At 70.4% G+C, this 26,287-nt stretch carries 28 protein-coding genes and 2 pseudogenes; 13 read left to right on the plus strand and 17 right to left on the minus strand.

Annotated features, from left to right (window positions below):
* Window positions 1-7: 7 nt before the first annotated feature.
* A complete protein-coding gene (locus O1G22_RS17865) occupies window positions 8-559 on the minus strand; it encodes an LppU/SCO3897 family protein (RefSeq protein WP_270082253.1) in 552 nt (183 codons plus the stop codon).
* An 85-nt stretch (window positions 560-644) separates the two neighbouring features.
* Here O1G22_RS17865 and O1G22_RS17870 point away from each other — a divergent pair, with 85 nt between their 5' ends.
* The 5 genes from O1G22_RS17870 (at window position 645) to O1G22_RS17890 (ending at window position 7,211) form a co-directional block, all read left to right on the plus strand.
* Window positions 645-1,247 carry a TetR/AcrR family transcriptional regulator gene (locus O1G22_RS17870; protein WP_270082254.1) on the plus strand — a complete coding sequence of 201 codons (603 nt, stop codon included), beginning with the start codon at window positions 645-647 and terminating at the stop codon, window positions 1,245-1,247.
* Window positions 1,248-1,414: 167 nt separating this feature from the next.
* Window positions 1,415-1,864: a nucleoside deaminase gene (locus O1G22_RS17875; protein WP_270082255.1), complete on the plus strand. Its 450-nt coding sequence runs from the start codon at window positions 1,415-1,417 to the stop codon at window positions 1,862-1,864.
* Between the two features lie 153 nt (window positions 1,865-2,017).
* Entirely contained in the window at window positions 2,018-3,433 is a 1,416-nt protein-coding gene (locus tag O1G22_RS17880; protein WP_270082256.1) for a condensation domain-containing protein, read from the plus strand.
* 131 nt (window positions 3,434-3,564) lie between these two features.
* A complete protein-coding gene (locus O1G22_RS17885; RefSeq protein ID WP_270082257.1) occupies window positions 3,565-5,670 on the plus strand; it encodes a hypothetical protein in 2,106 nt (701 codons plus the stop codon).
* The gene (locus tag O1G22_RS17890) at window positions 5,670-7,211 is read left to right on the plus strand and encodes an ABC transporter substrate-binding protein (protein WP_270082258.1); all 1,542 of its coding nucleotides are present in this window, start codon (window positions 5,670-5,672) and stop codon (window positions 7,209-7,211) included. Before O1G22_RS17885 ends, O1G22_RS17890 begins: the two co-directional genes overlap by 1 nt.
* Here the strand turns inward: O1G22_RS17890 and O1G22_RS17895 are convergent.
* The 8 genes from O1G22_RS17895 to hemL all read right to left on the minus strand — a co-directional run bounded on the left by O1G22_RS17895 (window position 7,208) and on the right by hemL (window position 15,377).
* Entirely contained in the window at window positions 7,208-7,609 is a 402-nt protein-coding gene (locus tag O1G22_RS17895; RefSeq protein WP_270082259.1) for an SRPBCC family protein, read from the minus strand. The two genes, O1G22_RS17890 and O1G22_RS17895, sit on opposite strands and share 4 nt — an antisense overlap.
* A 25-nt stretch (window positions 7,610-7,634) precedes the next feature.
* A complete protein-coding gene (ccsB, locus tag O1G22_RS17900) occupies window positions 7,635-8,732 on the minus strand; it encodes a c-type cytochrome biogenesis protein CcsB (RefSeq protein WP_270082260.1) in 1,098 nt (365 codons plus the stop codon).
* Window positions 8,729-10,444, minus strand: coding sequence for a cytochrome c biogenesis protein ResB (gene resB / locus O1G22_RS17905; RefSeq protein WP_270082261.1), 1,716 nt, complete (start codon window positions 10,442-10,444; stop codon window positions 8,729-8,731). The genes ccsB and resB overlap by 4 nt, the downstream gene beginning before the upstream one ends.
* Window positions 10,445-10,447: 3 nt before the next feature.
* Window positions 10,448-11,218 carry a cytochrome c biogenesis CcdA family protein gene (locus tag O1G22_RS17910; RefSeq protein ID WP_270082262.1) on the minus strand — a complete coding sequence of 257 codons (771 nt, stop codon included), beginning with the start codon at window positions 11,216-11,218 and terminating at the stop codon, window positions 10,448-10,450.
* 1 nt (window position 11,219) lies between these two features.
* Entirely contained in the window at window positions 11,220-11,810 is a 591-nt protein-coding gene (locus O1G22_RS17915) for a TlpA family protein disulfide reductase (RefSeq protein ID WP_270082263.1), read from the minus strand.
* A gap of 130 nt (window positions 11,811-11,940) precedes the next feature.
* Window positions 11,941-13,209, minus strand: a complete 1,269-nt coding sequence (locus O1G22_RS17920) for a polysaccharide deacetylase family protein (protein ID WP_270082264.1) — start codon at window positions 13,207-13,209, stop codon at window positions 11,941-11,943.
* A 147-nt stretch (window positions 13,210-13,356) separates the two neighbouring features.
* Complete coding sequence (locus O1G22_RS17925; protein WP_225100586.1) at window positions 13,357-14,016, minus strand: histidine phosphatase family protein; 660 nt, start codon at window positions 14,014-14,016, stop codon at window positions 13,357-13,359.
* A gap of 44 nt (window positions 14,017-14,060) precedes the next feature.
* Window positions 14,061-15,377, minus strand: coding sequence for a glutamate-1-semialdehyde 2,1-aminomutase (hemL, locus tag O1G22_RS17930; protein WP_270086449.1), 1,317 nt, complete (start codon window positions 15,375-15,377; stop codon window positions 14,061-14,063).
* A 319-nt stretch (window positions 15,378-15,696) separates the two neighbouring features.
* Here hemL and O1G22_RS17935 point away from each other — a divergent pair, with 319 nt between their 5' ends.
* The 3 genes and pseudogenes from O1G22_RS17935 (at window position 15,697) to O1G22_RS17940 (ending at window position 17,088) form a co-directional block, all read left to right on the plus strand.
* The gene (locus tag O1G22_RS17935; RefSeq protein WP_225100566.1) at window positions 15,697-16,323 is read left to right on the plus strand and encodes a hypothetical protein; all 627 of its coding nucleotides are present in this window, start codon (window positions 15,697-15,699) and stop codon (window positions 16,321-16,323) included.
* Window positions 16,324-16,431: 108 nt separating this feature from the next.
* A pseudogene (locus O1G22_RS44890) lies at window positions 16,432-16,614 on the plus strand (hypothetical protein); the annotation flags it as partial.
* A 114-nt stretch (window positions 16,615-16,728) separates the two neighbouring features.
* Window positions 16,729-17,088: an ArsR/SmtB family transcription factor gene (locus O1G22_RS17940; protein ID WP_428986374.1), complete on the plus strand. Its 360-nt coding sequence runs from the start codon at window positions 16,729-16,731 to the stop codon at window positions 17,086-17,088.
* A gap of 285 nt (window positions 17,089-17,373) precedes the next feature.
* Here the strand turns inward: O1G22_RS17940 and O1G22_RS17945 are convergent, their stop codons facing one another.
* From O1G22_RS17945 to O1G22_RS17965, 5 genes are all read right to left on the minus strand, one after another.
* On the minus strand, window positions 17,374-18,240 hold the full coding sequence (locus O1G22_RS17945) for a helix-turn-helix transcriptional regulator (protein WP_270082266.1): 867 nt from the start codon (window positions 18,238-18,240) through the stop codon (window positions 17,374-17,376).
* Window positions 18,241-18,325: 85 nt separating this feature from the next.
* A complete protein-coding gene (locus tag O1G22_RS17950; RefSeq protein ID WP_270082267.1) occupies window positions 18,326-19,027 on the minus strand; it encodes a type 1 glutamine amidotransferase domain-containing protein in 702 nt (233 codons plus the stop codon).
* 26 nt (window positions 19,028-19,053) lie between these two features.
* Complete coding sequence (locus O1G22_RS17955) at window positions 19,054-19,443, minus strand: nuclear transport factor 2 family protein (RefSeq protein WP_270082268.1); 390 nt, start codon at window positions 19,441-19,443, stop codon at window positions 19,054-19,056.
* A gap of 57 nt (window positions 19,444-19,500) precedes the next feature.
* Window positions 19,501-20,100 carry a flavodoxin family protein gene (locus O1G22_RS17960; RefSeq protein ID WP_270082269.1) on the minus strand — a complete coding sequence of 200 codons (600 nt, stop codon included), beginning with the start codon at window positions 20,098-20,100 and terminating at the stop codon, window positions 19,501-19,503.
* Between the two features lie 161 nt (window positions 20,101-20,261).
* Window positions 20,262-21,104, minus strand: coding sequence for a helix-turn-helix domain-containing protein (locus O1G22_RS17965; protein WP_270082270.1), 843 nt, complete (start codon window positions 21,102-21,104; stop codon window positions 20,262-20,264).
* Between the two features lie 292 nt (window positions 21,105-21,396).
* On the opposite strand from O1G22_RS17965, the gene O1G22_RS17970 reads away from it, so the two are divergent.
* The 5 genes and pseudogenes from O1G22_RS17970 to O1G22_RS17990 all read left to right on the plus strand — a co-directional run bounded on the left by O1G22_RS17970 (window position 21,397) and on the right by O1G22_RS17990 (window position 24,485).
* Entirely contained in the window at window positions 21,397-22,413 is a 1,017-nt protein-coding gene (locus O1G22_RS17970; protein ID WP_270082271.1) for a zinc-dependent alcohol dehydrogenase family protein, read from the plus strand.
* 52 nt (window positions 22,414-22,465) lie between these two features.
* Entirely contained in the window at window positions 22,466-22,846 is a 381-nt protein-coding gene (locus O1G22_RS17975; RefSeq protein ID WP_270082272.1) for a DUF2255 family protein, read from the plus strand.
* Window positions 22,833-23,006: pseudogene (locus O1G22_RS17980) on the plus strand (Na+/H+ antiporter); the annotation flags it as partial. The gene O1G22_RS17975 and the pseudogene O1G22_RS17980, both read left to right, overlap by 14 nt.
* 122 nt (window positions 23,007-23,128) lie before the next feature.
* Window positions 23,129-23,479, plus strand: coding sequence for a hypothetical protein (locus O1G22_RS17985; protein WP_270082273.1), 351 nt, complete (start codon window positions 23,129-23,131; stop codon window positions 23,477-23,479).
* Between the two features lie 70 nt (window positions 23,480-23,549).
* Window positions 23,550-24,485 (plus strand): NADP-dependent oxidoreductase, encoded by a 936-nt coding sequence (locus O1G22_RS17990; protein WP_270082274.1) that lies wholly within the window; start codon window positions 23,550-23,552, stop codon window positions 24,483-24,485.
* Between the two features lie 237 nt (window positions 24,486-24,722).
* Here the strand turns inward: O1G22_RS17990 and O1G22_RS18000 are convergent, their stop codons facing one another.
* Genes O1G22_RS18000 through O1G22_RS18010 form a run of 3 tightly spaced genes read right to left on the minus strand, consistent with a single transcriptional unit; the run spans window position 24,723 to window position 26,207 of the window.
* A complete protein-coding gene (locus O1G22_RS18000; protein WP_270082275.1) occupies window positions 24,723-25,448 on the minus strand; it encodes an SDR family NAD(P)-dependent oxidoreductase in 726 nt (241 codons plus the stop codon).
* A 23-nt stretch (window positions 25,449-25,471) separates the two neighbouring features.
* Window positions 25,472-25,798 (minus strand): carboxymuconolactone decarboxylase family protein, encoded by a 327-nt coding sequence (locus O1G22_RS18005; RefSeq protein ID WP_270082276.1) that lies wholly within the window; start codon window positions 25,796-25,798, stop codon window positions 25,472-25,474.
* 16 nt (window positions 25,799-25,814) lie between these two features.
* Window positions 25,815-26,207, minus strand: a complete 393-nt coding sequence (locus O1G22_RS18010) for a (R)-mandelonitrile lyase (protein ID WP_270082277.1) — start codon at window positions 26,205-26,207, stop codon at window positions 25,815-25,817.
* Window positions 26,208-26,287: the final 80 nt, after the last annotated feature.

The following is a 26,287-nucleotide window of genomic DNA, read 5'->3' on the forward strand; positions in this document are numbered from 1 at the left end:
CCCTGTTTCAGCGCGCGTAGGACCCGAGGCCCACCAGGCAGTACACATACTCGTTGACGGTCGCCCCGTTGATCGTGTAGCGCGAGGAAAAGGCGTACTGGGTCCGGGGGTTGTCGTTGCAGCGACTCATGTCCGAGGTCAGCGGAATACTCTCGATCACCTCGTAGTGCGCGTCGGACGCGGAGCAGGAGACCTCCTCCACGCCGCTGACGGACTGCGCGGTGGTGGAGTCCGGCAGGGTGCCGTTGAGGCAGGTGCCGGAAGTGTAAGGGCTGGGTTCCGGGCTCGGGCTGCTGTACGGGTCGGAGGACTCGTACGGATCACTGCTGGCGTAGGGGTCGCTGGTGTAAGGGGCACTGCTCGGCGTGAGCGGCTCGTACGTCCCCGAGTACGAGACCGACGGTGACGCACCGGCGTCGTCGGACGAACTTCCGCCACCTCCGCTGTGATTGACCACCACCAGAAGGATCACCACCAGGGCGACGACCCCGAGCACGCCCAGACAGGCGACACCCTGCTTCGGTGGCGGGGACGGCTGAGGCGACTGGGGTGACGACATGGGCGGCTCCCGAATGTGAGGATGTGCACCAGTGTGGTGCAGCAGAAGGCTGTTCTAAAATAGAGTTCTAGAAAATCATTCCACTATGAGCCGGAAACAACAACGCGGTGAAGCGACCGTGGAGACCCTCCTGGACGCCGCCCTGCGCGTGTACGCGGAGGCGGGGGACCAGGGGCTGACGGTGGGTGCCGTCACGAAGGCGAGCGGGGTGAGCCTGGGCAGCCTCTACCACCACTTCGGCAGCATCGACGGGCTGATGAACGCGCTGGTCATGCGCTGGCTGGAACGGCTGCTGGGCGAACTGGTCAAAGCCCTGGAGAACACCCGTACCGCCCACACGGGCATCCGGGCCCTGGTGCGCGCGTACCTGGACTTCGCGCAGGAGCACCGGGACGCCGCCCTGCTCCTGCACTCCTCCCACGCCGACCGCCAGGGCATGGCCGACGGCCGGCGCCTGCGGGACGCCCAGGAGGCCCGCCTGTCCCCGCTGGCCCAGTGGGCGGAACGTTACGTCGACGCCGGCGAGCTCGCCCCGCTGCCGGCGCCGCTGCTGGAGGCGCTGATCCTGGGCCCGGTGATCGGGGTGGCCCGGCGGTGGCTGTCCGGCGTGGACGACGTGGACCTCGACCAGGCGGCGGTGCTCCTGCCGGAGCGGATCTGGCGGGCGGTGAAGGCGGACTCACCGTAGGCGGACCCACCGCAGCCGAACCCACCGCATCCGGACTCACCGTAGGCGGACTCACCGTAGGCGGACTCACCACAGCCGAACCCACCGCATCCGGACTCACCGTAGGCGGACTCACCGTAGGCGGACGCGCCTTGCCCCCGTGCCTCACCGCCCCGCACAGTGGGGCCATGGACGAACGACTGGCCCGGGTCTGGCTCGCCACCGCCGTGGAGGAGGCCCGCGCCGGGCTGGCCGAGGGCGGGATCCCGATCGGGGCCGCGCTCTACGGGCCCGACGGCACTCTCCTCGGCCGCGGCCACAACCGCCGGGTCCAGGACGGCGATCCCTCGGCGCACGCCGAGACGGCCGCCTTCCGTGCGGCGGGCCGCCGACGCACCTACCGCGGCACGACCATGGTCACCACCCTCTCCCCCTGCTGGTACTGCAGCGGCCTGGTCCGCCAGTTCGGCATCTCCCGCGTGGTGATCGGCGAGGCCACCACCTTCCACGGCGGCCACGACTGGCTCGCCGGACACGGCGTCGAGATCCTGGTCCTGGCGGACCCCGAGTGCGTCGCGCTGATGCGCGCCTTCGCCCAGGACAACCCGGAACTGTGGCAGGAGGACATCGGTGAGTGAACCGCCCGGCCTCACCGTCGGTTAATCAATCCCGCGTTCGTCCCGCCACCCGTTCCGCTGAAATGGACCGGACACGCATGTCCCCGCCCCGTCCCCCGGCATTGCCTTGAGGGGGGCCCGCATCCAGGGGCCCCCTTCTGTGATGGGAGACGCGTGCGAATCACTGACATCCAGCGCTGCGAGGTCCGGCCGGGACGGCTCGTCGAGTGGACGCTGAGCCCGGCGACCGTGGCGGCGGCGACGGCGCTCCCGGAGGACTCCAGGCCCCCCGCCTACATCCAGGAGTCGCACATCCGGACCGCCCGGCGCGTCCGGGAGGACGGGCTGTTCGTGCCGACCTGGCTCGGCACCGCCTTCGACCTGCCGGGCCCGGTCGACCTCGATGTGCTCCAGGAGGCCCTGCGCGCCTGGACGGTCCGGCACGAGACGCTGCGCAGCGGCTTCCGCTGGGCCGGGGACACCGGGGACGAGCTGCGCCGGTTCACCCTCGACGCCGCCGATGTGTCCCTGCACCGGGAGGACGCCGGTGACTTCCCGGACGCCGACGAGCTCGTCTGGCATCTCCAGGGGCGGTTCGACTCCGTCGCGGACGCGCTGCGCTGGCCCAACCTCATCTACACCGCCGTCGTACGGGACGACGGCGTCAGCGTGTACATGGCCTTCGACCACAGCAACGTCGACGCCTACTCCCTGCACCGCGTCCCCGCCGAGGTGCACGAGCTGTACGCCGCCGGTCTGGCCGGTGCCGCGCCCGACTCGCCCGGACCGGTGGCCAGTTACGTCGACTTCTGCCAGATCGAGCGGGCGGACGCGGACGGCATCGACGCCCGGCACACGATCGTGGAGCGCTGGCGTGACTTCATCCGGCGCTGCGACGGAATGCTGCCGGGCTTCCCCGTGGACCTCGGGCTGGCACCGGGCGGGCCGCTGCCGCGCCAGCGGATGCTGTGCGAGGCCCTGGCCGACGCGGACGGGGCGGCGGCGTTCGAGGCGTACTGCAGGCCTTACGGCGGCAGCCAGGTCGGCCTGCTGGCCGCGACCGCGCTGATCGTGCACGAGCTGGGCGGGCAGCCGGTGTACCGGACCGTGGTGCCGTTCCACACCCGGGTGAAGTCGCGGTGGAGCGACTCGGTCGGCTGGTACGTCGGAGGCGCCCCGATCGAGGTCCCGGTCGACGGTACGACGGGCCTGCGGGAGGCCATGCGGGCGGTGCGGGACGAGCTGCGCGCGAGCCGGCCGCTGTCCCGGATGCCGCTGGCCCGGGTGCTGAGCCTGCTCGGCGCGGACTTCCGGCCGACCTCGCCGGACCTGTACTCGATCGTCTCCTACTGCGACACCCGGTCCATTCCGGGCGCCGGCCTCTGGGCCGAGCAGCGGGCGCACGGGCTGATCCGGGTGTCGTACGGCGACCAGGTGTGCGTGTGGGTGAACCGGCTGCACGAGGGGCTGTGGCTGGCGAGCCGCTATCCGGACACGGACGTCGCGGCGAAGAACCTGCGGCTGTACGTGGAGCGGCTGCGTGATCACATCGCCTCGGTCCAGCACAGCGGTCTCACCGCCGCGTCCTGACCGGCCTCTCCTGACCCGGAACAGACATCGCCGGATTTCGTAACCCAACGGACACCACTGGCCCTGGCCCGAAGCAACTACCCCTTCCTACACTGCTGTTGAGGGGGCGATCGTTTGAGGGGGGCGATCGGGTGGGCAGACGGTTGCACGGGCGCGGGGCGCTGTTCGATGCCGATCCGGCCGGTCTGGCCCCGCGGCTCATCGGCCTGCGCCCCCATCACCATCGCGCCACCGCCCTGGAGCATCCCGGCGAGCCGCCGTTCGTGGTGCTCACCGGGGCGCGCGGGCTGGGCAAGAGCGCGGTCCTCGGCGAGTTCCGGGAGGCCTACGCCGGGCACACCCCGGTCGCGTTGATCGACTGCGCGCAGGAGCAGTTCGCCCGGCCGCCCGCGGAGCGGCCCGCCGCGTCCTGGTCGCCGCTCGCGCAGGCGCTGCTGGTGATCGCCGAGCAGCTCGCGGAGCCGGTGACCGGCGCCGGCCGGATCACCTTCCCGCGGCTGATGTCGGGCCTGGTCGCGGTGGCCGCCGGCGGCTGGGGCGAGGCCGACTCGGAGCGGATCCGCCGCGAGGTGGAGCGGATCCTGCTGCTGAACGAGAGCGGCTCGCGCTTCGGCGGGTTCGCCGGCCGCTGGGCCGGAAAGGTCGCGGCCAAGGTGGTCGCCGCGGCCACCGGCACCGGCCCGCTGGTGTCGGGCGCGATCGAGGCGACCCTGGAGGCGATCGCCGAGGGGTTCGCCGGCCGGCGGCACCAGAAGGCGTCCGTGTGGTACCGGACGTATCCGAACGCGGGCGGGCACGCGAAGCGCGGGCTGATCCTGCTCTCCCAGCACTTCCACGAGGGCGGCCCCGCCCGCGAGCACGCCGAGCGGTATCTGGTGCGGGCGCTGCTGGCCGACCTGACGGAGGCGTACACCGGGGTGATGTCGAGGATGCAGCGCCTCGGCCGCCCGCTGGTGCTGCTCGACAACGCCCAGTCGGCGCCCGGTCCGGGGCTCGTGTCCGCCGTGCTGCGCGACCGGGCCGACGGCATCGCCGACCAGGTGGCGTTCGTCGCGGCCCGGCGCGGTGAGGGCGGCGAGGGGCTGCGCAGCGCGGCCCGGCGAGAGCTGGCGGAGGTGGCCCGGCGCACCGACTGGACGCCGGACGCGGCGGCGTGGTCCTCGCACGCCCTGCTGGTCGCGCTGCCGCCGCTGAGCGCGGACGACACTCTGCACCTGGTCGGCTCGGTCTGCGAGAACGTGCCGGTGCCGCCCCATCTCCCGCACGCCGTGCACAGGTTGACCGGCGGGAACCCGCTGGGCATCGTGCTGCTCGCCGAGTCGGCCGCGCAGAACCTGCCCGGGGCGTCCTCGCTGGGCGAGCTGCTCACCGCGCCGGTGCGGCCCGCCGAGGACCAGCCCGCCGCGCCCGCCTACGAGGCGCTGCTGGACCGGCTGGTGCCGCCCGAGCGGCTGACGGAGCTGACCGTGCTGGCCGCCGCCCACGACCACGACTCGGCGTGCGCGCTGGCGTCCGCGCTGCTGCCGGACACCTTCGGCCCGGCGAGCGTACGGGAGTTGCAGACCCTGCTCGCCGCGGAGGGCGTGCCTCAGGTGCCGGGCCGGTTCGTCGGGGACCGGTTCGTACGGACCCTGCTGCTGCTCCGGCTGCATCTGCTGGACACGGAAGGGGCCGCCCACGCGAGCTGGCGTACCGCGCACGAGACGCTGGCCGCCCGCTACACCGGGCCGGAGCACGCCCGCTACCGGCTGCACCACGAACTCGCCCTCGGCGTCACGGAGTCCGCGGTCGCCGAGCTGCGCGACACCTTCGCCACGGCGGACACCGGCGCCTGGCTGCGCACCCTGCGCTTCGTCGCCTCCGCGCCCTACTTCCACGCGCACGACGCCGAGGGCCGTGACTTCACCGGCCGCGGCGACGGGCGGACCGCGGTGGCGCTCGGCCGCACGGACGCCGGGCAGGCGGTGCCGGAGGGTGTGGACGCCGTACTGCACCTGCGGATACGGCGGTTGCTGCACGCGGTGTGGCAGCTGGCGGATCCGCTGGTGCTGCCCGATCCGCAGGTCGCCGACCGGCTGCGGTTCGAGCTGGAGCAGCTGTCCAATCTGCGGCCGGCGGCGGGCGCGCTGCTGTGGCGGGCCTCGCGGGACTGGTCGGCGGCGGCGCTCGCCGGGCGGCCCATGACCGGCCCGGAGGACCCGGCGGACGGGCCGGACGACGACGGCGGGGAGGCGTGATGGCACGCGTGGGGAGCTGGTTGCGGGAGAGCGTGTGGGAGATCCCGCTGCGCCGCTATCTGGCCCTGCTGGTCGCGGCGGCGCTGGTGACCGGTGCGGTGTTCGGCGTCCGCGCCCTCACCCACGAGGACCGCTCCTGCGCGCCCGGGGTGTCCCGGCCGGAGGGCAGCGACGAGTGCGTGGGGGTGGCGACGGGGCCGTACGACTTCGGGCAGCCCGCGCTGCGGAACGTCGTCCAGGCGATCTGGCGGGAGAACAGCGGCCTGAAGTCCGGCAGTTATGTGACCGTGGCGATGATGCTGCCGTACACCTCGACCTCCGCGACGAGCGTGAACGACATCCAGCATCAGCTGCAGGGCGCCTATCTGGCGCAGTACCAGGCCAATCACGACGCCAACGGGCAGACCCCGCAGATCCGGCTGGTGCTCGCCAACCCGGGGACCAGCGGCGACCGCTGGCAGGACACCGTGGACCGGCTGACCGCGATGACGAAGAGCGCGGACCAGTTGCGGGCGGTCGCGGGCATCGGGCAGAGCACCGATTCCAACAAGGCGGCCGTGGCGCGGCTGACCCAGCGGGGCATCCCGGTGATCGGCTCCTCCATCACCGCCGACGACCTCGCCAACGGGCAGAACGGCAAGGATCCCTACCCCGGCCTCGCCCGGGTGGCGCCGACCAACACCGACGAGGCCCATGCGCTGGCCTCCTTCGCGAAGGTGAGCGCGGGCCGGGCGCTGCTGGTGTACGACAAGCCGGGCGACCCGTACACCCAGACGCTGGAGAACTCGTTCCAGGCGCTGATCAAGGGCTCGCCGTACGGGGCGCAGCCGTTCACCCCGCCCGCCGACCGCAGCCAGGAGGGCACGACCCCTAACACGTTCCGGCAGATCACGACCCTGCTGTGCGGCACCTCCCGGCAGACGGACACGATTCTCTTCGCGGGCCGGCACACCCAGCTGCGGCAGTTCATCAACGCGCTCGGCCAGCGCGGCTGCATGGACCGGCAGTTCACGGTGCTGACCGGCGACGAGGCGTCCTATCTCACCCATGACAAGGCGCTGGACCGCGACGCCCTGCGGCACAGCCTGTCGGTGCGCTACACCTCGCTCGCCCATCCGGACGCCTGGGTGAAGGACCCTCCGGCGACGGGCGGCTCGACGGCCGACTTCACCACGCTGCACACCTTGCTGACCTCCGCCACGCGGGCGCCGGTGGGCCCGATCGGCCCGGCCGCCCTGGACGACGGCCAGCTGATCATCGGCTACGACACCCTGCGCCTCGCCGTGCACGGCATCCGCGAGGCGGTGCCGGACGGCCGGAGCGTGCCCGCGCTGGCGGACGTGGGCCTGCAGTGGCCGCAGGTCAAGGGCCCGCTGCGGGTCGACGGGGCGAGCGGCTGGATCTGCCTGGACGTGCACGGCAACCCGTACGACAAGGCCGTACCGATCGTGGAGCTCACCCCGCAGGGTGGCTCGCGCTTCGTACGGATCGCCTGGCCGGAGGGGAAGCCGCCGGCGAAGGAGTGCCTGCCACCGGCCTAGACGGAGCCGAGCATTCCGATCAGTTGTTCGAAGCGACTGCGCCACTGGGCCTCGGACTCCTCCTCGCCCTGGAACTCCCGGGTGAAGCGCAGCACGCTCGCCGCCGCCCCGTCCCGCTCCAGATGGAACCGGATCCGTCCGCCGCCCTCGAAGCTGTACTCGGCCACCCGGTCCACGTCCCAGGCGGTCACCCGCCCGGAACCCAGCCCGCGCAGGGCGACCGCCCCGTCCAGGCGGGGCTGGAGAAACTCGACGGCGGTGCACCACCCCGAGAGTCCCTCAGGGGTGGCCACCGCCGGCCAGACGTCTTCCATGGGCTTCGGGAGCCGCACCAGGAAGTGGAGTATGTGCGTGTTCCCGTGGGTCTGACTGGTGCCCTGTGCGATGGAACCGCTCATGACACCAGTGTCACCGACCCGGCGGTCACACGCCCGCGTAGGAGTGCTTGCCCGTGACGAAGATGTTGACGCCGTAGTAGTTGAACAGGAAGCAGCCGAAGGCGATCATCGCCAGGTAGGCGGCCTTGCGGCCCTTCCAGCCGGCCGTCGCGCGGGCGTGCAGATAGCCGGCGTAGGCGACCCAGGTGATGAAGGACCAGGTCTCCTTCGGGTCCCAGTTCCAGTAGCGGCCCCAGGCGTCGCCCGCCCAGATCGCGCCCGCGATGATCGTGAACGTCCACAGCGGGAAGACCGCCGCGTTGACCTTGTAGGCGAACTTGTCGAGGGTCGCCGAGGCGGGCAGCCGCTCCAGGACCGAGGTCGCGAAGGCGCCGGGCTTGCCGCCGGTCTGGAGCTTGGTCTCGTACGAGTCCTTGAACAGGTACAGGATCGTGGCGACCGCACCGACGTAGAAGACCGCGCCGCAGAAGATGGCCGTGGAGACGTGGATGTACAGCCAGTACGAGTGCAGGGCCGGGACCAGCTGGTCGCTCGCCGTGTAGAGGACCGTGACCGCGAGGCCGAGGTCCAGCAGGACCGTGGTGGTCAGGAACAGACCCATCCAGCGGACGTTCTTCTTCAGTGCCAGCAGCCCGAGGTACACGGCGACCGCGACCGTGGAGAAGGTGATGTTGAACTCGTACATGTTGCCCCACGGCGCCCGCTGCACGGAGGCCGCACGGGTGATCACGCCCGCCAGCTCCACGACGAATGCGAGGACCGTGAGGGAGACCGCGATCCGGCCGTAGAGGTCGCCCTGGACGTCACCGCCGTGCGCGCCGGGGCCGTCCGGCACGTCCCGGGCACCGGCCGCCGCACGGACGACGACCTTCGGCCGCTCCAGTACGGCGGTCCCGCCGGCCTGCTTGACGGTGATCGCGGGGCCCTGGGCGGCCTGCGTGTCCGCCGTGAGCGCGGCGGCCGTACGGGCCACCTTGCTGCGGCTGCCGAACAGCCACTCGGCGATGTACGCGAAGAAGGCCAGCGTGTAGACGGCCATGGACGAGTAGATGAGCGTGTTGCTCATGCTCGCCAGATGTTCGTTGGTCGCGGCGGCGAGATCGGTTGCGGCGGCGGGAGTCACTGCTCAGCCCCTTCGGCAGGTACGGCTGGTACGACGGGAGATTCGGTGGAGTCGTCGTCGGCGTCGGACTCGGGTGCGCCCGGCGCCTGGTCGTAGAGGGTTCCGGCGAGGTGGCCCAGTTCCTCGGGCACCTTGGCGGACTCGCTGCGGCCGAGGCCGGCCATCTCGACGACCGTCACGCCGTCGGCGCCGCGCACCGCGCGCACCCACACCCGGCGGCGCTGGATGAACAGGGACCCGGCCAGGCCGAAGATCGCGGCGACGGCACCGCCGAGCGCCCAGATGCTGCCGGGCTCCTGGACGATCTCGAAGCCGGCCCACTGCTTGATGTCCTTCTCGAAGGTGATGGACCCCGCGCCGTTCGGCAGCGTCATGGTGTCGCCCGGCTGGAGGAGCTTCTTCAGCAGCTGGCCCTGGCTGTCCTTGAACTCCTTCATGTGCGTCTTGTCGAGCTGGTACACGCTCTGCGGGATGCCCGAGTCGACGCCGAGGTCGCCGTGGTAGGCGTTCACGGCGAGCAGCGGGTTCAGCAGCGCCGGGAACTGCGAGAGCATCGTGCCGCTCTTCGGGTCGAAGGTCGGCACGAAGAAGGCCTGGAAGCCGAGCTGCTCCGAGACGCCCTGCCCGTTCTTGTAGCCGTCCATCACCTTGATCACGCCGTTGGAGCTGACGTTGCCGTCGAGCGGCAGCAGCGGCACCGCGTCGTGGTAGACGACCTTGCCCTTGCCGTCGCGGACCGTGATGACCGGCGCGTAGCCGTGGCTGACCAGGTAGACCTTGGCGTCGCCGATGTGCAGCGGCTGGTTGACCTTGATGGTGGTCGACTTCTCCTTGCCGTACGCGCCCTCGCTGTAGCCGAGCGTCGCCTGGAAGGTGCGCGGCGTGCCCTTGTTGGGGCCGCTGATCTCGTAGGTGCCGGTGAACTTCTTGAGGTCGAAGCTGAACGGCACGAGGTCGTCGTCACGGAACAGGCTGCCGGACTTGAAGTCGTCGTACTGGAGGATCGAGTTGGCGAAGCCGTCGCCCTCGACGACCAGCTTGGTGCCGTCCGACTTGTACAGCTGGCCCCACGCGAAGGCGATCAGCAGCACGATCAGGGCGATGTGGAAGACCAGGTTGCCCACTTCGCGCAGATAGCCCTTCTCGGCGGCGACGGCGTCACCGGCGGCATGGGCGCGGAAGCGCTTCCGCTTCAGCAGGGCGAGCGCGGCCTCGCGGACCTTCTCAGGGTCCTCGGTGGTGCGCCAGGTGGTGTAGGCGGGCAGCCGGTCCAGCCGCTTGGGCGCGCCCGGCGGGCGGCCGCGCAGCTGGCCGGTGAACTGCCAGGCGCGCGGGATGATGCAGCCGATGAGGGAGATGAACAGCAGGATGTAGATCGCGGAGAACCACACCGAGCTGTAGACGTGGAACAGGCCGAGCTTGTCGTAAATCGGCGCGAGCGTCGTGTGGGCCTTGCGGAAGTCGTCGACCTTGTTGAGGTCGGCGCCGGACTGCGGGATCAGCGAGCCGGGGATCGCGGCGAGCGAGAGCATCAGGAGCAGCAGCAGCGCGACCCGCATGGAGGTCAGCTGCCGCCAGAACCAGCGGGCCCAGCCGATGACGCCGAGGCCGGGCGCGACGGAGATCTCCTCCTTGGGCGCGGTGGACAGCTGGGAGCCGGCCGCGCCGAGATCCTCCTGGTCCTGGCCGGTGTCGGTTGCGGTCTTGGTCATCGATCAGATCCCCACAGTGAAGCCGGTGGACCAGGTCTGCATCTGCTGGACCAGGCTGTCCCAGGCGCCGGTCAGCAGCAGCACACCGGTCGCGATCATCATCGTGCCGCCGATGCGCATCACCCACACATAGTGGCGCTTGACCCAGCCGAAGGCGCCGAGCGCCTTGCGGAAGGCGACCGCGGCGAGCACGAAGGGCACCCCGAGGCCGACGCAGTAGGCGATCATCAGCACCGCGCCGCGTCCGGCGCTCGACTGGTTCATGGAAAGGAGGTTCACGGACGCGAGGGTCGGGCCGATGCAGGGCGTCCAGCCGATGCCGAACAGGGCACCGAGGACGGGCGCGCCGATCAGGCCGGCGGTCGGCCGCTTGTGGAAGCGGAACTCGCGCTGGGTGAGCCAGGGCATCAGGCCCATGAAGAAGACGCCCATGGCGATCATGAGCACGCCGAGCACCTTGGACAGCGTGCCCTGGTACTCCTGCAGGGTGGAGCCGAAGAAGCCGAAGAGCGCGCCGCCGGAGACGAACACGGCGCTGAAGCCGAGCACGAACAGCGCGGCCCCGCCGACCATCCGGCCCCGTCTGGCCTCCGCCAGGTCGGTGCCGGCGACGCCGGTGACGTAGGAGAGGTAGCCGGGGACCAGCGGCAGGACGCAGGGCGAGAAGAAGGAGACGAGTCCGCCGAGCAGGGCGACCGGCAGCGCGATCAGCAGGGCGCCGTTGAGCACGGTCTGGTTCTCGCCCGTCGCCGCGAGCGTCACGAGGGCGCTCACGTCACTTCTCCGTCAGGACGGGCTGGAGCATCTTCAGCAGCGCGGTGTCGTCGAGCGCCTCCAGGGCCCGCGCGGCGACCTTCCCCTGCCTGTCGATGACGAGCGTGGAGGGGATCAGCTGCGGGTTGAGGGTGCCCTTCTTGAAGCGGAGCATCAGCTTGCCCGTCGGGTCGTACAGGCTCGGGTAGGTGATGCCGTGTTCCTTCTCGAAGTTGACCGCAGGGGTGGTGCTGGTGTCGCGGGTGTTGATCCCGACGAACTGCACGCCCTTGCCCGCGTAACTCTGCGAGACCTTGGCGAAGTACTTCGCCTCTTCCCGGCACGGGCTGCACCACGAGCCCCAGACGTTGACGACGACGACCTGGCCCTTGAAGGAGGCGACGTCGAGGGTCTTGCCGTCGATGGTCGTGCCGGACAGGTCCGGGGCCGCGTCGCGCTTGCCCACGGGGGCGGTGGCGATGCCGTTGTTGCCGGTGACGAAGTTGGTGTTGCCACCGCCGCCGGAGGTGCCGCCCTTGCCGCACGCGGACAGGGTCAGGGCCGCCACAGCGGCCATGGCGCTGAGCAGGGCGGCGCGGCTACGGGTACTCATGTGAAAAGTTTCGCATGGCCGTTCCGGCGATCTCGCGCGCCCCCCTGCCGGGCGGAAAACCGCATTTCAGGGCGTATTTACACGGGACATTTCCGGCAGGGGGACACCGCAGGGGGCATGGCTGCGGCGGTCAGGCGAGGAAGGTCTTCCAGCCGCCGGTCGGCGCCTGTCCGGGGGCCAGCGTGCGCAGCTTGGCGAGCACCTCGGGCTTCTGGACGTCGATCCAGTCGGCGAACTGCCGGAAGGAGACCAGCCGGACGTCGGCGCCCTTCTCCTTCGCCTGCGCGATGTGCTTGAAGGCCTGCTCGACGGCGTCCATGTAGATGCCGCCGTTCCAGTGCTCGAAGTGGTTGCCGATGAAGAACGGCGCCCGGTTCGAGAAGTACGCCCGCTTGAAGCCGGCGATGTACGCCCCGGCCGCCTGCTCGCGCCAGGCCGGGTAGTTGTAGGCCGGCGCCTTGGTGGAGTTCGCCGACTGGTTGAACATCATGTTGTAGTCCATCGAGAGGACCTGGAACTTCCTGCCGGGGAAGGGGATCGCCTGCAGCGGGAAGTCCCACAGCCCGTGCTTCTTCACCGGCCACATCTGCAGCCCGCCCGGCGAGGAGGCGTCGTAGCGCCAGCCCAGCTCACGGGCGGTCGGCAGCAGGTTCTCCTGGTTGAGCAGGCAGGGCGTGCGGCTGCCGACGAGTTCCTTCTCGTAGTCGAACGGCAGGGCCGGCATGTCGGTGAAGCCGGTGTTGGTCTTCCAGTTCTTGACGAAGGACTTGGCCTGCTTGATCTCGCTGTGCCACTGCGCGGGCGTCCACCACTTGACCGAGGTGTGGGCGTCGCCGCAGAAGTGCCCGTTGAAGTGGGTGCCGATCTCGTGGCCTTCGAGCCAGGCCCGGCGGATGTTGGTCAGCGTCGCCTTGACGTGCTCGTCGTTGAGGTAGCCGATGTCGGAGGCGCCGATCTTGTTGTTCGGCGGCTCGTACATGCGCCGCTTCGACTCGGGCAGCAGGTACAGCCCCGAGAGGAAGAAGGTCATGGACGCGCCGTGCTCCTTGGCCAGGTCCAGGAAGCGCGGGAAGAGGCCGTTGCCGACCTCGCCGGCACCGTCCCAGGAGAAGACGACGAACTGCGGCGGGGTCTCGCCCGCCTCCAGCGGCCGGGGAGCGTCCGGCTGGTGCGGCTGCTTGCCGGTGTACGACGTGGAGCCGTCGCCGATGAGCTTGCCCTGGGGCGCGCTGCTCGCGTCGCCGCCCTGCCCGGACTTGCCGCCGTCGGAACCGCCCGAGCCGCCGGCACCGTCGGATGACGTGTTGCTCCCGCAGCCGGAAAGGGTGGCGGCGGCCGCCGCGCCTGCGCCGAGGCCGAGTATGCCCCGGCGGGAGAGGGTCCGGGAGACGGTGCGCATGGAAGATCCCCGATTCGTCGCGCCTTCGGTGTGGGTCACCCACAGAGAGGGCACAGCGATCGGGGAGGTTCCGATAATTCTTATGTTTTTCGCAATAGTTACGGCAAAAGCGATCCAAGCCCGGTCAAACGGACCGTCAGAAAATGGTCAGGCCCCGAAGGCCTTGCCCTGAGCGGCGTTCTTGCCCTTCTGCGGCTTGGCGCCGGCCCGCAGATGGGCCGGGACCAGATCGATGGCGGGCTCGCTGTAGCCGACCGACACGATCTTGTCGCCGAGGTAGGTGAACGTCGTCAGGGAGGCGAGGGTGCACTGCCGCTTGCGCGGATCGTGCCACAGCCGGCGCCGCTCCACATAGGACCGGACGATCCAGATCGGCAGCTGATGGCTGACCAGCACCGCCTCGTGCCCGCGCGCCTTGTCCTTGGCCGCGTTCAGCGCGCCCATCATCCGCACGACCTGGTCGACGTACGGCTCGCCCCAGGACGGCCGGAACGGGTTGACGAGGTGCTTCCAGTTCCCGGGCCGCTGCAGCGCGCCGTCCCCGACCCCGAACGTCTTGCCTTGAAAGACATTGTCGGCCTCGATCAGCCGCTCGTCGGTGTCCAGGTCCAGCCCGTGCGCCTTGGCGATCGGGGTGGCCGTCTCCTGGGCCCGCTCCAGCGGCGAGGCGCAGACGTAGGTGACGTCGCGGGGCGCGAGATGCTCGGCGACCCGGTCGGCCATCTGCCGCCCCAGCTCGGACAGGTGGTACCCGGCCAGCCGCCCGTACAGGATCCCGGTCGGGTTCTCGACCTCACCGTGCCGCATGAGGTGGACGACGGTGACGTCCTTGCTGCCGTCGATGGGGGTGCTCACGCGGTGGCCTCCGCAGCGGCTCGGGCCGCCGCCGGGAGGGCGTCGGCGATGATCTGGACGGCCCGCTCGTCGTGGGCCGTGGACACGAACCAGGACTCGAAGCAGGACGGCGGCAGGTAGACGCCGTTCGCGAGGAGGGAGTGGAAGAACGCGGTGAAGCGGAAGGCCTCCTGCCGCTTGGCGTCCTCGTACGTCCGCACCTGACGGTCGGTGAAGAAGACGGTGAACATGTTGGAGGCGTTCTGCACCCGGTGCGCGACGCCCTCCTTGCTCAGCGCCTCGCTGACCAGACCCTGGATCTGCGCGGACACGGCGTTGACCTTGTCGTACGCCGCGTCGTCGAGCAGCCGCAGCTGGGCGAGACCGGCGGCGGTGGCGACGGGGTTACCGGACAGCGTGCCCGCCTGGTACACGGGCCCGGCAGGCGCGAGGTGAGCCATCACATCGGCGCGCCCCCCGAAGGCGGCGGCCGGGAATCCGCCTCCCATCACCTTCCCGAAGGTCATCAGGTCGGGCTTGACCCCGTCGATCCCGTACCACCCGGCCCGGCTGGTCCGGAAGCCGGTCATGACCTCGTCGGAGATGTAGAGGGCGCCGTTCTTGTGGCAGGCGTCCCGGAGCCCCTGGTTGAACCCGGGGTCCGGCGGCACGACACCCATGTTCCCCGGCGAGGCCTCGGTGATGACGCAGGCGATCTCCCCGGGGTGCCGGTGGAAGGCCTCCTGCACGGCTTCGAGATCGTTGTACGGCAGCACGATCGTGTCGCCGGCCTGGGCGCCGGTGACACCGGGCGTGTCGGGCAGCGCGAACGTGGCGACGCCGGACCCGGCGGCAGCGAGAAGGCTGTCCACGTGCCCGTGATAACAGCCGGCGAACTTGATCACCTTGGACCGCCGGGTGAACCCGCGGGCGAGCCTGATGGCGCTCATGGTCGCCTCGGTCCCGCTGCTCACCAGCCGGACCTGCTCCACGGGCTCGACCCGGGCGACGATCTCCTCGGCGAGCGCGACCTCGCCCTCACCGGGCGTACCGAAGGACGTACCGCGCGCGACGGCCTCCTGGACGGCGGCGAGGACCTCGGGGTGCGAGTGCCCGAGGATCATCGGCCCCCAGGAGCACACGAGGTCGACGTACTCACGCCCGTCGGCGTCGGTGAGGTAGGCCCCCTTGCCCGACGCCATGAAGCGGGGCGTGCCGCCGACGGCACGGAAGGCGCGCACCGGGGAGTTCACACCGCCGGGCGTGACGGCGCAGGCGCGGTCGAAGAGCGCCTGGGAGGCGGGCGCGTCGTAGGGATAGGGCGTTTCGCTCAGGGCACTCATGACGTGCGGCTTCTCCGGCTTCTCTGACTCCGGTTGCGTGGTGACCTCCTCAGGGTAGGCCGCGGCTCGCCCCGCGAGTGGCCCGCCTCGGATCGGAACCGTGATCGGACCCGGGGCATCTGCGAGACTGAGACCTGATACACACAGCTCATGGGCACGTAGTAGTGGTAGTGGTCATGAGCTGTTGAAGATCCTGCGGACTGGTGTTTCACCGCACGTTTCGGCGGGCGGCCGTGGGGGAGGTCACTGACACGATGATCGGGTTGCGCGGCGGGGGCCACGCGTCCTAGAAAAGCAGTCGGGTGGAGATATGCATCGCGGTGGCGGACTGGGCGAGGGGACTGATGACCTGGGTCCTCGACGTGCCCGGCGGGGAAGGCACCGGCGCGAGGCGGAGGAAGCGACCGAAGCACATCGGACACAGGGTGGACCGGGCGAGCCCGAGCGGCACGACCGGCGGGCCGACCGCCTCAGGGCGGGGAGCAGGAATGGTGGTCGGGTGGGGGTGACGTACAAATACTTCGGCGCGCCGGACGGCGCGACCGCGGCCCGCGTTCCCATCTCGATGCGTCCCGAGGAACTCGGCGGCGACGAGCTGGGCATGAACGGCATGTTCACCAAGATCAAGCCGGAGACGATGGCCGCGATGGTCCTGACCGGCATCGAGGGCGTCCCCCTGCACAAGGTGCCACCCCTCGAACTGGTCGTCCTGCACCCCGACTACGCGGTCGTCAAACTCCCCATGACCGTCGTCGACCCCCTGCGCGGCATCGGCGAGGAAGCGGTCGGCGCGGCGGCTTTCATCTGGTCGACGGTCCCGGACCGGGGGGGTCCGCGGGATGCGTTCAATGTGTACCAGTTGCTGCACGAGTGGCAGGACTTCAGCCATCGGTTGCATGAGGCGGGGCATCAGCCTTATTGCTTGGTGTGGCCGTGAGGTGAGGTTTCTTGCGGATCGGGCGGGGTCTTCGGGCCTCGCCCTTTTCAGTGCCGGAGAGGGGCCGTCAGGCGGCCAGGGCACATTGGTTTCGCTGGGGGCACGGATGTGCCGTGGGCGGCGGGCAAGACCTTCACCGGCCCCGAGATCGCGGCAGCCGCTCATGACGGCCCCTCCGCATCTCTCCCTTCGCCGCCGACCAGGCCAACCCCAACAGCTACAACGTCCGACTCGGCCCCACCCTGATCACCTGCACCGGCGAGGCTCGACGCGCGCCGCCCCAACCCGACCCGGTGAGGTACTTGAGGGCAGGCACACCGACGCGATGGATCTTGGAGGCCAGCCCGGTTTCGATGGCGGTCGTACTATGGCCTGACCGCATCGATGCCGTCCCAAGGAGTCACCGTGGCCCGCCCCCGCACCGCCGCCCGGACAGTGGAGCACCCCGACCTGTCGGAGGTTTCGCTGCAGGAGGTCCTGGAGGCTCTGGTGGATCCGGTGCGGCGCATGGTGGTGTCGCAGCTGGCCCGGGCGGGTGAGGACAAGAGCTGCGGCACCTTCGACGCGCCGGTGTCGCTCTCGACGCTCACGCACCACTTCAACGTGCTGCGCGACGCAGGTGTGATCCGGCAGTACTACGTCGGCACGACGAAGATGAACACGCTGCGCACCGACGAGGTGGAACAGCGGTTTCCCGGCCTGCTGTCGGCCGTGCTGGCCGCCTCCGTCGCGGAGGAGGCGGGGACGGCAGCCCGAGGCATCTGATGTGAGCAGGCAGGTCGGACGCCTCGGAGCTGAGGAACCGGCCGGGAGGAGCCCGACCGTCGAAGGAGCACCTCTCGCTTCAGGGGTTTCGCTGCCTCACCTGAGATCGGCCGGCAGGGGGCGGGGTGCGCGGCTGGCTTCGTATCGAGGGTGCCAGGCGCGGCCACACGCGGAGAAGGGAGAGCCTTTTCCCAGGTGCGGGCTGCGTAGGAGAACAGGCTCCCCCCTTCGAGGCCCCTTCGAGGCCCCCTTTAAGGCCCCTTTGAGGGGAATACCGTCGGCCGGTCAGGCGGAGCTGCTGGTCGTGTGGCTGGGGTCCGCCGCCCAGGACGCCAGGAGGCGCAGGCTGTCGTGGGACGGGGTGCCGGGTTCGGCCGTCCAGACGATGATCTGCAGGTTCGGGTCGGCGGCCCAGGTGACGGCGTTCCAGTCGAGATACAGGTCCCCGACGACGGGGTGGCGCAGGTGCTTGGTCCCGGTGTCCCTGACGGCGACGTTGTGGGCGGCCCACCACTGGCGGAACTGGTCGTCCCGGACCGAGAGTTCGCCCACCAGCGCGGCGAGCTGCGCGTCTCCCGGGTTGTTCGCGTTGTGCATCCGCATCTGGGCGATGGACAGCCGGGTGACGCCCTCCCAGTCCGCGTACAGCTCGCGCATCGCGGGGTCGGTGATGAGCAGCCTGATGTAATACCGCTGCTTCTCGGGGATCTTCCCGAAGTCGGTGATCAGCGCGGCTCCCATGGCGTTCCAGGCGACGATCTCGGTGCGCGGCCCGATCACGAACGCGGGGGTGTGCGCCATGTCGTCGAGCATGCGCTGCAACTGCGGCTGGACCTTGGGGCGCGGCCGTCGGCGGGGTGGGCGGTAGTCGTCCTTGGCCGCGAGTTCGTACAGGTACGCGCGCTGATCGTCGTCCAGGCGCAGTACCTGGGCCAGGGACTCCAGCACGGACGGCGACGGCTGGATACGGCCCTGTTCGAGGCGGACGTAGTAGTCGGTGCTGATGGCCGCCAGTACGGCGACCTCCTCACGGCGCAGACCCGCGACGCGCCGCGGGCCGCCGTCGGGCAGGCCGACGGCGGCCGGGCTGAGCTCGGCGCGGCGCGCCTTGAGGAATTCCCCCAGGTCGTGGCGGTGAGGATCACGGTTCATGCCCTCAGCCTGACATCGGGCATCGGCGTTGTCAGGAGGAGAGATTCCTCCCTGGCACGGCCCGTCACCTCGAAGCCGGCCTCGGTCAGCTCAGCGCGTTGACGACTTCCCGGGCGAGCGGGACGGCCGAGGCGGGGTTCTGGCCGGTGATGAGGTTGCGGTCCACCTCGGTGTGAGGGGCGAAGTTCTCCTCGCCCTTGCGGTAGTCCGCGCCCACGTCCGAGACGAGACGGTCCTGCAGCAGCCACTTCGCCCGGTCGGCGAGGCCGTTCTGGATCTCCTCGGAGTTGGACAGCCCGGTCAGGCGGTAGCCGGCGAACGGGGACGTGCCGTCGGCGTCCACGGTGGACAGCAGCGCGGCCGGGCCGTGGCACACCAGCGACACGACCTTGCCGGAGGCGAGCCAGTCGCTGAGCAGCTTGCCGGCCGCGGGGTCGTCGGACAGGTCCTCCATCGGGCCCCAGCCACCGGGGACGAAGACGGCGTCGTAGTCGTCGATGTCGACGTCCTCGATGCGCATCGGGTGCGCCAGCTCGGTCGCCTCGCGCAGGGCGGTCTTCATCCGCTCGGCGCCCTCGGGGCCGCCGTTGAACTCCGGCGTCAGGCTGAGCGCGTCGGCGGTCGGCGGGACGCCGCCCGGAGTGGCCGCGGCGATCTCGTGGCCGGCCTCCTTGAAGACGCCGTAGGGGCCGATGGCCTCCTCGGCCCAGAAGCCGGCCGGCTGCCGGTGCCCGTCCGCCAGGGTCCAGTGGGTGGCGGCGGTGATGAGGAAGAGGATCTTCGCCATGGGTTTCTCCCTGGGGGTGAGTGCGGTCAGCCGATCAGGGCCTGCTGGACGACGTGGCTGTCGGCGGCCTGCACCAAGTGGGTGAGCTTGCCGTCGCGGACCGTCCACAGGTGGATGAACCGCGCGTCCGACTCCTGACCGGACTTGGACACGGCGTGGTAGTGGCCGCGGACGAACACGTGGCCGCCGGCGCCGTAGAACTCCTCGGCCACCCCGCCGAAGGAGGCGAACTCGGGCGCGAGCCGGCCGAAGAAGTCGCTGCCGACGCTCGCCCAGCCGTTGTAGACGCCGCCGTAGGGGAAGCCGGGGGTGATGTCCCACACGATGTCGGGGGCGATGACCTCGGCGGCTACGGCCGGGTCCATGCCGGAGTCGTAGAGCCGGCGGACGAGGGCGACGTTGTCGGATGCGGACATGAAGTGCTCCTTGAGAGTCTGGAAGGGGGCTTGTCTCAGGCCGCGCGGGCGGCTGCCTCAGGCCGCGAGGGCGGCGCGGCCGGCGAGGAAGAAGGCGGTGTGGCGCGCGACGCGGGCGCCGAGGCTCTCGGCGGTGGCGATGTCCGACTTGTGGACCGCGTCCGGGCCGGCGTCGACCGGGGTCTGGGCGCCGGCACCGACGAAGTAGCCCAGGCGGTTGATGTCGTTCTCGCTGCCGGTCGTCGATGCCCAGCCCGGCTGGATGCCGAGGCTGACCCAGTGCATGCCGTGCTGGGCGGCCATGGTGAAGAAGTAGCCGAGGGTGGAGGACTTGTCGCCGTTCTTGGCACCGGAGTTGGTGAAGCCGGCGGCGATCTTGTCGGCCCAGGTCTGGGTGTACCAGCGCTTGCTGCTGGCCTCGGCGAAGGTGTGGAAGGCGGCGGAGGCGGTGCCCATGTAGGTGGGGGCACCGAAGATGATCGCGTCGGCGGCGTCCAGCTGCGCCCACTGCTCGTCGGTGATCGTGTCCACGGGGACGGACACCAGATCGGCGCCGGCTGCCGCGGCACCGCGGGCCACGGCCTCGGCTATGACAGCGGTGTGGCCGTAGCCGGAATGGAACGCGACGGCGACGGTGGGGCGGGGAGTGGAGGACATGGGGGTATTGCTCCTCGAAAAGGATGGTGCGGATCGTGCTCTTGAAGCGTGGCACGGATTTCCGGTGCGAAGGTAGGAAAGATTTGCCCCTGGCTGCGGGCATTCAGAGCGGCAGGCTGTTGTCGACAATCCCTTGCGCATGCTCGGAATCTCATGCCTATTTACTGTGCGATCCAGGAGGAGAGGAAACGCAGCCCTTCGTGAGAACGCGAGCCGGGTTCGGCGATCCAGATGATCAGCTGCTGGTCGGGGTCGGCCCCGCAGGTGAGGGCGTCCCAGTCGAGGGTGAGCTCGCCGGCGACCGGGTGGTCGAACACCTTGACGCCACCGGTACGAGGTGCCGCAGGGCGGCCGCCCCACCACCGGCAGAACTGGTCGTCCCGCACCGACAGCTCGCCCACGAGGGCCATCAGCCCCGAGTCCTCGGGACGGGCGGCGGCCCGCAGGCGCAACACGGCCACAGCGTTGCGGGCGGAGTTCTCCCAGTCCGCGTACAGCGACTTCATGGCCGGGTCGGTGAAGAGCTGCCGGATGTAGTTGCGCCGCGTGTCGGGGACCTTCGTGAAGTCGGTGCCGAACAGGGCGGCGGCCATCGGGTTCCACGCCAGGATGTCCAGGTACCGGCCCAGGATCAGGCCCGGGGTCAGGCTGAGCTCGTTCAGGACCGTGCGCAGCATCGGGTCCGCCTTCTGCGGAGCCCGCCGCCGCGGCCGGCTGTTGTCCCGCCCGGCCAGCTCGAACAGGTGGTCCCGCTGGTCGTCGCCCAGACGCAGGACCCTGACGAGGGCCGACAGTACGGACGCCGAGGGAGAGACGTGGCCCCGCTCCACGCGGGCGTAGTGGCCGGTACTGATGGCGGCGAGCGCGGCGACCTCTTCCCGGCGCAGGCCGGCCACCCGCCGGCGTCCGCCGGTGTCGGGCAGACCGACCGCATGGGGGCTGAGCTCCGCCCGGCGGGCCTTGAGGAATTCACCCAGCTCGCTGAGATGCGCACTGCTGGTCATGGTGGCCAGTCTGCCCCCGTCGGCAAGTCGACAGGGTAGGACAATTTTGTCCCTGGATACGTCCCTGCCTGGGATGGAATTCTCCTCTGTACGGACCCTGCGAGCAGTGACAGAGTCGAAGCGAAGACGGGCAGCGGGAGCCGGTCGACTGAATGTACGTCATCGATATCACCCTCTCGTGTGCCGGCTGCATTCCCTGTCGCGTGTGCCGGCTGCCCGGAATTCCCTGCGCCGCCTCCACCGGAAATTCCATATCCCACCCCCACCGATAGAACAGGTCAGGAACAGAGAGATGCGAGCAACTGTGATTCACGCCCCCGGCGACATCCGGGTGGAGGACGTCCCCGAGCCGGAGATCATCAAGCCGACGGACGCGATCATCCGGACCGTCGTCACCTGCGTGTGCGGTTCCGACCTGTGGGCCTACCGCGGTCTGGAGCCCGTCGACGAGCCGCACCCGATGGGGCACGAGTACGTCGGCATCGTCGAGGAGGTCGGCAGCGAGGTCACCTCGGTCAAGCCGGGCCAGTTCGTCATCGGTTCCTTCGCCACCTCCGACAACACGTGCCCGAACTGCCTGGCGGGCTACCCGTCCAACTGTGTGCACCGCGAGTTCATGGGCACCTGCCAGGCCGAGTACGTCCGCATCCCCAACGCCCAGGGCACACTTGTCGCCACCGCCGAGCACCCGGCCGATGAGCTCCTGCCCAGCCTGCTGACGCTCTCCGACGTCATGGGAACCGGCTGGTACGCCGCGAAGGCCGCCGAGGTCAGGCCCGGCTCCACGGCCGTGGTCGTCGGTGACGGAGCGGTCGGCCTGTGCGGTGTGATCGCCGCCAAGGAACTCGGCGCCGAGCGGATCATCGCGATGAGCCGGCACGAGAACCGTCAGAAGCTCGCCCTGGAGTTCGGCGCCACCGACATCGTCACCGCGCGCGGCGACGAGGGCATCGCCCGCGTCAAGGAACTGACCGACGGTGTCGGCGCCGACAGCGTGCTGGAGTGCGTCGGCACCCCCGAGGCCATGCAGCAGGCCCTGCACTCCACCCGTCCCGGCGGCAACGTCGGCTTCGTCGGTGTCCCGCACGGTGTCGCGATCGACGGCCAGGAGCTGTTCTTCTCCCACGTCGGCCTGCGCGGCGGCCCGGCCCCGGTGCGCGCCTACCTGCCCGACCTCATCGGCCGGGTCCTCGACGGCCGCATCAACCCGGGCAAGGTCTTCGACCTCACCCTGCCCCTGGAGCAGGTCGCCGAGGGCTACCGGGCCATGGACGAGCGTCGCGCCATCAAGACCCTCCTGAAGCCCTGACCCTGCCACGCCAAGCCCCGTGTGGGCGCGCCTCGGAGGAGACGTACAACGGATGACGACCTGGACGAACGACGAACTGACCCGGATCGAGCACGCCGACGAACTGCAGATGGCGCCTCTGCGACGCGACGGGACTCCGCGTGAACCGGTGCCGATCTGGGTCGTCCGCGACGGCGACGACCTCTACGTCCGCTCCTACCGAGGCAGCGCCGGCTCCTGGTACCGCGCGGCCCGGGCCGGCCACGCGGGCCACATCCGCTCGGGCGGCGTCGACAAGGACGTCACCTTCGCCGAGGTCACCGACCCCGGCATCAACGACCGTATCGACGCCGCCTACCGCACCAAGTACGGCCGCTACGGCGCCGGTTACGTCGACCCCATGGTGGCGTCGCGGAACACGACTCTGAAGCTTGTACCGCATGCCCGGTCTTGAACTCGTCGTGGTCCTGGGCGTGGCGGTGCTGGTGGGCAACGCCGTCGGACAGCGCTTCGGCATCGCCCCGCCCGTCGTCCTGCTCGTGACGGGTGTGATCCTGGGGTTCGTCCCGGCGGTACGGCAGGCCCAACTGCCGCCGGAGGTCGTGCTGCTGCTCTTCCTGCCGGTCCTGCTGTACTGGGAGAGCCTGACCACCTCCCTGCGGGAGATCCGTACCTGGTCCGCCCGCTCGACCGCCGTCCCCGGCAGCGGCTGCTCCGGGTCGGTCACCGGGCCCGTGTGGTCAGCGGACTGGCAGGGTTCCGGGGCGCGGTCTCCCTCGCGGCGGCGCTCTCGGGGCCGCAGACACTCGACTCGGGCGAGCCGTTCCCCGACCGCGGCTTCATCGTCTTCGTCACCTCGGGCGTCATCCTCGTGACACTGATGGCGCAAGGACTCCTGCTGCCGGCAGCGGCGCGCTGGGCGAAGCTGCCGCCCGCCCTCCCCCAGCTCTCGGCTTCGCTCGAAGCCGGGGGCCCCACCGCACCACCGTCGTCCGCCTCCGTGACCAACGCCGGATCGACGACACCGTACTGCCCCGTCTGCAGGCCGCCCTCGGCAACGACGAGGTCCGCCTGTCCGGAGTCGTGACGGTGGAGTGAACCCATCGCGGCGCGGGCGAAAGCCGGCCGCGCCAGACATCTCAGGAGTGAGCCTTTCCATGAAAGCCGTGGGACTGACGGAATTCGGCGGGCCCGAAGTGCTCCGTGTCCTGGACCTTCCGCTTCCCGAGGCCGGGCCGGGCGAGGTCCGCATCCGGGTGCACGCGGCGGCGGTCAACCCGGTCGACACGCTGGTCCGCCGGGGAATCGCCTTCGTCTCCGACGCCGAGCCGCCCTACGTTCCGGGGATGGACGCGGCCGGTGTGGTCGAGCAGATCGGTGAGGGAGCCGGCACCGGTCTCAGCGTCGGCGATCACGTCATGGCCGTCGCGGTCGTCTCCGGAACGCGCGGAGCGTACGCGGAGCACCTGGTCGTCCCCGCCGAGTCGGTGGTCCGCGTCCCGGCAGGCACCACCGGCGTCGAAGCCGCCACGCTGCCCATGAACGGCCTGACCGCCCTTATGGCACTGGACCTGCTCGAACTCTCCACGGGTGCCACCGTGGCGGTCACCGGGGCGGCCGGTGCGGTCGGCGGCTACGCCGTCCAGCTGGCCAAGGCGGACGGCTTCCGGGTGATCGCCGACGCGGCACCGAAGGACGAGCACCTGGTGAAGGCCCTGGGCGCCGACGTCGTACTGCCTCGCGGAACCGCGTTCCCGGAGCTGGTGCGGGGGGAGCTGCCCGAGGGGGTCGACGGACTCGTCGACACCGCGGGCGTCGCCGGGGTCGCCGTCCGCGCGGTGCGCGACGGCGGCCGGGTGGCGTCGTCGGCCGGCGGCGTCCAGGTGCCCGAAGACCGCGGCATCGTGACCCGGCACACGTTCGTGCCGCAGTACGCACGCGAGCAGGCCAAGCTCGACCGCCTCCGGCAGCTGGCCGAGGACGGCAGGCTCACCCCGCGGGTCGCCCGCACCCTGCCTGCCGAACACGCCGCCGAAGCACACCGGCTCCTGGAGGCGGGCGGCCTCCGGGGACGCTTGGTGCTCACCTTCTGAAAGGCCCACCCCACCGCACCGCCCGAGGGGAGCACACGGATGAACCCCACCTGCGACATCAGTGACGAACGGCAGGTCGCCGCCGCGGTCGACCGGACCGTGGAGACATTCGGCCGCCTCGACATGGCCTGCAACGACACCGGCATCCAGAGCCGCCCAACCGTGGACGGCGGTCACGTGGTCCGACAGTCAGCGGGCACGATCTCACCGGGGATCCGTTGCAAGCCGGACATCGCATCAGAAAGCCGTGCCCGTCTCCTCGGCCAGCGTCTGCAGGAGGCGGTCCTGGAACGTCTCGTCGTGGACGGCGCGGTGCGGCTGCTGCCGCTGGTGGTGGTACCAGTACCCGCCGGTCGTCAGGGCCTCGGGGTCGTCGCTGGAGACGAGCCACTCCTGGGTCCGATGGCCGAGTTCGAGATCGTCCGGTGCGCCCGGGCCGCCCATCTTGGTCGGCACCCAGCCCGGATCCACGGCGTTGCTGAACACCCCGGGGCGCAGGCGGGCCACCGCAGCGGCGAGGGTCGTGACGAACAGCTTGCTGTCGGCGTGCGAGCCCGCGCTGTCGCCCCGCCAGTCGACCCCGGCGAGCGAGGGACGCCCACCGAAGTGGGAGCTGCTGCTCAGGTACACCAGCCGGTGCGGGTCGCGCAGCAGGGCCGTGAGCAGGTACGGCGCGATGATGTTGACCGGCATGACCGCCGGCCCGCTCCACACGCCGGCGTTGTGGATGACCGCGTCGAGCGGTTGGGCGGCGTTCAGTTCGGCGGCGACGCGCCGTACGGCGTCACGGTCCGTGAAGTCGGCCACCACGAGGTGCGCCCCACGGTCGACCAGCGCGGCAAGGCCCGCCGCGCGCTTCCGGTTCCGGGCGTGCACCACCACATCGTGTCCCGCGGACAACAGCGAATCCGCCGAGGCACGTCCAAGACCGTCCGCGGAACCGGTCACCAGGATCCGCCTCACGATCGCACCACCTCCTCAGGTGCTCAGGCCGAGAAGACCTGCTGCGCGGTCGTGATCGCCGTCATGGCCTTGGGCCAGCCGGCGTAGAAGGCGAGGTGGGTGATCGCCTCGATCAGCTCGGTCTCGGTGACACCGTTCTCCTTCGCCCGTCCGAGGTGGAAGCGGAGCTGGTCGGCGTCACCACCGGCGACGAGGACGGCGACGGTGATCAGGCTGCGGTCGCGGGCGGCCAGTTCGGTGCGATTCCATACGTCCTCGAACAGGACGTCGTCGGTGAGCTCGGCGAGCTTCGGAGCGAAGTCGCCGAGCATGCGGCGTCCGCCGCCGATCTGCTGGGGCTGGGTGGTCATCGAAAGTCCTGTGTGGTCAGCGGCTGCGGGGGCGGTTGTACTGCTCGTCGGTGACCGGCTCGTTCCAGGTGGTTTCGTCGCCCTCCCACAGGGCGATGTGCTCCATGAAGCGGCCGGGGGTGGCGCCGTGCCAGTGCTCCTCGTTCGGAGGGCAGGCGACGGTCTCGCCGGGGTGGGCTTCGAACACGGTGCCGTCGCGGGTGCCGATCAGGGCGATGCCGGAGACGACGTGCAGGGCCTGGCCCAGCGCGTGGATGTGCCAGTTGGTGCGGGCGCCGGGGGAGAAGCGGACCATGTTGGCACGCATCCGGGACGGCTCCTGGCCTGCGAAGATCACGTCGAACCAGACGTCGCCGGTGAACCAGTCCGCGGGAGCCTTGGTGGTGGCCTGCTGCTTGACGAATTCCATGGTGTCTCTCTCAGAAGTGCGGGGGCAGTGAAGTGCGGGGGGGGAGTGCCGGGAACCGGCCCGTAACGCTCTGCGTAGAG

This window comes from Streptomyces camelliae, assembly GCF_027625935.1.
Classification (GTDB): Bacteria; Actinomycetota; Actinomycetes; order Streptomycetales; family Streptomycetaceae; genus Streptomyces; species Streptomyces camelliae.